Consider the following 5786-nt stretch of genomic DNA (forward strand, 5'->3'; position numbering starts at 1 on the left):
GGAAATCTCCGGGCCGCTGTCGATCCGGCCGTGCTCCGTTCGACGTCCTTGTGTGAAGCGCATCGCCCCCCGGGGAAATGTGCCAGGACCCGACCAGGAGGAGACATGGAACAGCTACTGAGGGTCATGAACATCAGCGTCTCGAGTGACGGCATCGGCGCCGGTGAGAACCAGAGCCTGGAGCGCCCGTTCGGCCACGCCGACCCGGCGAGGCTCTTCGCCTGGGCGGGCGCCACGGCGAGCTGGCCCAACCGCACCGACCCCGGAGGGACCCGCGGCCTGGACGACTACTTCACCCGGGACTTCGCCCGCAACATCGGTGCCGAGATCATGGGCCGCAACAAGTTCGGGCCCCAGCGCGGGCCCTGGAACGACCACGAATGGCGCGGCTGGTGGGGCGACGAGCCCCCGTTCCGCACGCCCGTGTTCGTCATGACCCACCACGGGCGTCCGTCGTTCACGCTCTCCGACACCACGTTCCACTTCGTCGAGGGCACCCCGGACGCCGTCCTGGAACAGGCGCGGGAGGCGGCGCGGGGCAAGGACGTCCGGCTCGGCGGCGGGGTCACCACCATCCGGCAGTTCCTCGATGCCGACCTCGTCGACACCCTGCACGTGGCGGTCGCACCGCTGGAGCTCGGTACCGGCCTCCGGCTCTGGGAGTCGCCCGACGAACTGCGCGACCGATTCCACCTCGAGGTCGTGCCGAGCCCGAGCGGAGTGACCCACCACCTTTTCTGGCGGAAGTGACACGAGGCCCCGCGCGAGACCCCTCGCCGCACATCACGGAAGTGGCTCAGACATGTCAAAGGGGGCGAAACCGCGGGGAGATGAGCGTGAGAGCAGGGGGCTCCCGTGCGTGAGGCGCCGTCGGTCTCTAGGCTGTCCGCCGCGAGCCGAACCAGGTCCCGGCGGACGGTGGAAGCGGCGCAAGGGGGAGTCATGGCCGAATCACGGCGGCGGTTGCGGTCCAGCACGGTGGTGCTCGGGGGGATGGGGGTCCTCGCGGCGACGCTGTCGGCGTGCGGGTCGGATCCGGACCGGCGCTGTGTGGACCGGGACAGCTACGACTACCTCAACGGCTACAAGGTCGTCGCCGACAAGAACTGCAAGGCGGGTTCCTCCTCCTCCGGTTCCTACGGCAAGAGGAAGTCCCGCGGCGGGGACTCCGACTGGTACGCCGACGCCGGCGTCAGCGCCGGCTACGCCGACGACGGCACCTTCAGCCGCAGTGAGGCCGTCGACCGGGGCGGCTTCGGCTGCTCGGGCTCCGGCAGCGGCGGCGGCTGAGCGGGCCATGGAACGACGCACCATCGAACCCCGCCCCAACTGGCAGGAGACCGTCGAGGAGCAGGGGCTCATCTACCCGCTCACCCGTTATCCGGACGGGTCGCTGCGGCCCTACTGGGACGAGAGCGCCTACTACGTCTTCTCCCTGGAGGAGGTCGAGGCACTGGAAGAGGTCGTCGAGGAACTGCACGGCATGTGCCTCGCGGCGGCCGAGCACATCGTCACGGCCGACCGCTTCGCCGACCTCGGCATCACCGATCCGCGGATCGCCCACGCGGTCGGTGAGGCATGGCGGCGGCGTGCGGAACTCCCCTCCCTCTACGGCCGTTTCGACCTCCATTACGACGGAACCGGCCCCGCGAAGCTGCTGGAGTACAACGCCGACACCCCCACCTCCCTGGTGGAGGCAGCCTCCCCCCAGTGGTTCTGGATGGAGGAATGCTTCCCCGGCGCCGATCAGTGGAACTCCCTCCACGAACGCCTCATCGACGCCTGGAAGAAGCAGGCCGCCCTCCTTCCGCCGGGCAGTCCCCTGTACTTCGCCCACTCCTCCGCCGACGAGCTGGGGGAGGACCTGATGACGGTCGCCTATCTCAAGGAGACCGCCGAGCAGGCAGGGCTCGACACCGGCCGGCTCTCCATGGAGGAGATCGGCTGGGACCGTCTCTCCGGCCGCTTCGTCGACAACGGGCTGCGGTTCATCCGCAGCATCTTCAAGCTCTACCCCTGGGAGTGGCTGACCACCGACCGCTTCGCCGATCACGTGCTCGACACCCTCGACAACGGCGGCGGCACCGGCTCCACCCTCTGGATCGAGCCCGCCTGGAAGATGCTGCTCAGCAACAAGGCGCTGCTGGCGATCCTGTGGGAGCTGTACCCCGGGCATCCGAACCTCCTCCCCGCCTATCTCGACGGGCCGCGCGAGCTGGCGGACACGGCGGGGTATGTCGCCAAGCCGCTGCTGGGGCGTGAGGGCGCCGGAGTGACGATTCACGAGCCCGGCACAGGGACCGGGGACCCCGTGCTCCGCGACGAGCCCTGCTGCTACCAGCAGTTCGCCCCCCTTCCCGACTTCGACGGCAACCACGTCGTCCTCGGCGCCTGGGTGGTGGAGAACGAGTCGGCCGGCCTCGGCATCAGGGAATCCTCCGGCCTGGTGACGGACGAATACGCCCGCTTCCTGCCCCACGTGATCCTTTAGCGCGCCGGTGGTGACCCGGAGGGGCGCGGGGGACCGCGCCCGTATGGTGGACGCCGCCCCGTGGTACTGCGTGCCGCCCGGTAATCTGACGGTGGGCCGTGACTGGCGTGCTGGGATGGAGCAACCATCGGGAAGCGGCCCCCGCCCCCGGCGACCCCGGGGACCGGACGTGTGCCGTGCGCCTGGGCCGTACCGTGAACGCCGAACGCCACGTCCCGGAGGTCCCTCATGTCTGCCGAGCCCCTCTCCACCGCTTCCACCGCCTTCCGCTCCGCCCTCGACGTGATCCGCGCCGTCGAGCCGCGTGTCGCCGACGCCATCGGCCAGGAGGTCGCCGACCAGCGCGAGATGCTCAAGCTGATCGCCTCCGAGAACTACGCCTCCCCGGCCACCCTCCTCGCGATGGGCAACTGGTTCAGCGACAAGTACGCCGAGGGCACCATCGGCCGCCGCTTCTACGCCGGCTGCCGCAACGTCGACACCGTCGAGTCGCTCGCCGCCGAGCACGCCAGGGAGCTCTTCGGCGCCCGGCACGCCTATGTCCAGCCGCACTCGGGTATCGACGCCAACCTCGTCGCCTTCTGGTCCGTCCTCGCGCAGCGTGTCGAGGTACCCGCCCTGGAGAAGGCCGGAGTCCGTCAGGTCAACGACCTCTCCGACGCCGACTGGGCCGAACTGCGCCGCGCCTTCGGCAACCAGCGCATGCTCGGCATGTCCCTGGACGCCGGCGGTCACCTCACCCACGGCTTCCGCCCGAACATCTCCGGCAAGATGTTCGACCAGCGGTCCTACGGCACCGACCCGGCCACCGGCCTGATCGACTACGAGGCGCTGCGCCTCTCCGCCCGCGAGTTCAAGCCGCTGATCATCGTCGCCGGCTACTCCGCCTACCCCCGGCTGGTGAACTTCCGGATCATGCGGGAGATCGCCGACGAGGTCGGTGCCACGCTCATGGTCGACATGGCGCACTTCGCCGGTCTCGTCGCCGGCAAGGTCCTCACCGGCGACTTCGACCCGGTCCCGCACGCCCAGATCGTCACCACCACCACGCACAAGTCGCTGCGCGGCCCGCGCGGCGGCATGGTGCTGTGCGACGACTCCCTCAAGGATCAGGTCGACCGCGGCTGCCCGATGGTCCTCGGCGGACCGCTCCCGCACGTCATGGCCGCCAAGGCCGTCGCCCTCGCCGAGGCCCGGCAGCCCGCCTTCCAGGACTACGCCCAGCGCATCGTCGACAACTCCCGCGCCCTCGCCGAGGGCCTGATGCGCCGCGGCGCCACCCTGGTCACCGGCGGCACCGACAACCACCTCAACCTGATCGACGTCGCCACCTCCTACGGCCTCACCGGCCGCCAGGCCGAGGCCGCCCTGCTCGACTCGGGCATCGTCACCAACCGGAACGCCATCCCCGCCGACCCCAACGGCGCCTGGTACACCTCCGGCATCCGCATCGGCACCCCCGCGCTCACCACGCGCGGTCTCGGCACGGCGGAGATGGACGAGGTCGCGGGCCTGATCGACCGCGTCCTCACCACCACGCAGTCCGGCACCACCAAGTCCGGTGCTCCCTCCAAGGCCTCTCACGTCCTCGACGCGAAGGTCGCCGACGAGATCTCCCGCCGCGCCACCGACCTGGTCGCGGGCTTCCCGCTGTACCCGGAGATCGACCTGGGCTGAGGAGCCCCCTCGCGAGTCGCGCACGGTGGTCCGGTCGCGCACCGGGCCGCCGTGCGCCGTCGTCGGACGTCCAGCAGCTCCTGTCGCGGGCCGGGGTCGTCCTTCCGCCGGTGGATCAGCCGTGTCCCGTACGGACGCAGCAGCAGGGCCAGCGCCGCCCCGGCCACCGCCCCCGGTACCGCCCACCACCAGTCGGTGGAGTCGGCCGGCACAGCGCGGGTCTCGGACGTCGCTGCGACCGCGCCCTCGCCGGTTGCCGGGTCGGCCTGCGCCGATTCCCACGGTGCCGGGTACATCCCGGAGGTCGATCCGGGGCCTGTCCTCTCGCCCTTCACACCCAGCCCGTACAGAAGCTTGTGCAGACCCATCGGGTCCTCGGCGCGGTGCCAGACGCCGTTCGACGACGTATGGAGCTGCGACGCCGTGTGTATCCACACGTCCTCGTCCGCGTCCCCCAGGAAGATCCGGTCCACGCGCCAGGGCGTCACGTCGTGCACCATCCACGTCACGTTGATCAGCCGGGCCGAGGCCGAGTCGGCCTCCGGCGGCCTCTCACGGGTGCCCGCGCCGACCGGACCGAGACTCCTCCGGAGCCGGGTGTAATCGGCGTCGGAGTAGTACAGCGAAGCCGTCTCCTGGCTCTCCGGCGAGACCACCAGCACGCTCGTCGGCCCCCCGGCGGCGGCCGGTGACGCTCCCACCGTCATCAGGGCCAGTGCGGCCCCCAAGGCCCCCGCGCTCACCGTCAGTCGGCGGACACTGCCCCGCCACCCGCTCCACCCGCGCCACCCACGCATCCGTGCCCCCACTCGGCCGGCCGATCCCCGTGCGGCCCGCCCACGAGCCGCCTGTCACTTCTGGTACACCGCCCGAGCCGCCGGGGTTCCCCTCCGGTCCGCCACGGATTCCCGGACCCGGGAGGAGAGGTCCGGCTACCCGCCCGCCTCCCCGACCGAGTCCGCGATCTCCAGCGCCCGTGCCTTCGACGCCACCCCCTCCAGCCGCAGCGTCACCCCGTCCGCCGCGGCCCTCTCGCCGTCCGCCGCGCCCCTGGCCACCCACAGCAGCGTCGGCCCCGCCGTACGCTCCGCCCGGGTGAACCGGTGCCCGTCCGTGTCGACCATCCAGAAGGTCAGCACATGCGGCCGCGAGAACCACAGGACCGGCTCCGCGGACCCGTCCGCCGTGCCCTCCCCGTCCGGCGACAGGAACTCGGGCTGCTCGCGCACACTCTTGGTGAAGGCGAAGTCCAGGCGGCCCGGGAACTCGTCCAGCCGGATCGTCCGCCCCTCCTCCCGCCAGCACAGACCGACCACAGTCCGTCCCCGCGGCAGCGCGCCCACCGTCACCGCGTCCGGAACACCCAGCGTCGCCGGAACCAACGGCGCGAACCCGGCACGCCGCTCCGCCTCACCGAGCGACACCGACCGCCCGCAGCCCGGCACCTCGGCACCCGGCGAGGGCACCGCCGACGGGTCGTACCGCACCTCGACCCCGGCGAAACCGAACCAGTCGGTCACCGCCGCCCGCACCGGCGGCGTCAGTACCAGCACCGTCAGCAGCCCGCACAGGGCCGCGGTGGCCGTGACGAAGGCGGGGTTGTTGCCGCGGAAGGTGC

6 protein-coding genes are annotated in these 5786 nt (G+C 71.4%); 4 read left to right on the forward strand and 2 right to left on the reverse strand.

Annotated elements, in window-relative coordinates:
- The first annotated feature begins 105 nt into the window (after positions 1–105).
- The 4 genes from B9S61_RS05925 to B9S61_RS05940 all read left to right on the forward strand — a co-directional run bounded on the left by B9S61_RS05925 (position 106) and on the right by B9S61_RS05940 (position 4168).
- Entirely contained in the window at positions 106–750 is a 645-nt protein-coding gene (locus B9S61_RS05925) for a dihydrofolate reductase family protein (protein WP_103541243.1), read from the forward strand.
- 192 nt (positions 751–942) lie between these two features.
- Positions 943–1290 (forward strand): hypothetical protein, encoded by a 348-nt coding sequence (locus B9S61_RS05930; protein WP_103541244.1) that lies wholly within the window; start codon positions 943–945, stop codon positions 1288–1290.
- Positions 1291–1297: 7 nt separating this feature from the next.
- Positions 1298–2491: a glutathionylspermidine synthase family protein gene (locus tag B9S61_RS05935; protein ID WP_103541245.1), complete on the forward strand. Its 1194-nt coding sequence runs from the start codon at positions 1298–1300 to the stop codon at positions 2489–2491.
- 228 nt (positions 2492–2719) lie between these two features.
- Positions 2720–4168, forward strand: coding sequence for a glycine hydroxymethyltransferase (locus B9S61_RS05940; protein WP_103541246.1), 1449 nt, complete (start codon positions 2720–2722; stop codon positions 4166–4168).
- Here the strand turns inward: B9S61_RS05940 and B9S61_RS05945 are convergent.
- A complete protein-coding gene (locus tag B9S61_RS05945) occupies positions 4072–4875 on the reverse strand; it encodes a hypothetical protein (protein ID WP_219819893.1) in 804 nt (267 codons plus the stop codon). The two genes, B9S61_RS05940 and B9S61_RS05945, sit on opposite strands and share 97 nt — an antisense overlap.
- A gap of 225 nt (positions 4876–5100) precedes the next feature.
- Positions 5101–5786, reverse strand: a 686-nt coding sequence (locus B9S61_RS05950) for a hypothetical protein (protein WP_103541247.1), incomplete at its 5' end; no start/stop codon positions are given.

It is taken from the genome of Streptomyces sp. SM1 (genome assembly GCF_002910825.1).
In the GTDB taxonomy this organism is placed as follows: domain Bacteria; phylum Actinomycetota; class Actinomycetes; order Streptomycetales; family Streptomycetaceae; genus Streptomyces; species Streptomyces okerensis.

Excerpts from the sequence above, each read along its gene's own strand:
- B9S61_RS05925 (WP_103541243.1), top strand. The coding sequence starts at position 106 with ATGGAACAGCTACTGAGGGTCATGAACATCAGCGTCTCGAGTGACGGC.
- B9S61_RS05930 (WP_103541244.1), top strand. The coding sequence starts at position 943 with ATGGCCGAATCACGGCGGCGGTTGCGGTCCAGCACGGTGGTGCTCGGG.
- B9S61_RS05935 (WP_103541245.1), top strand. The coding sequence starts at position 1,298 with ATGGAACGACGCACCATCGAACCCCGCCCCAACTGGCAGGAGACCGTC.
- B9S61_RS05940 (WP_103541246.1), top strand. The coding sequence starts at position 2,720 with ATGTCTGCCGAGCCCCTCTCCACCGCTTCCACCGCCTTCCGCTCCGCC.
- B9S61_RS05945 (WP_219819893.1), bottom strand. The coding sequence starts at position 4,875 with ATGACGGTGGGAGCGTCACCGGCCGCCGCCGGGGGGCCGACGAGCGTG.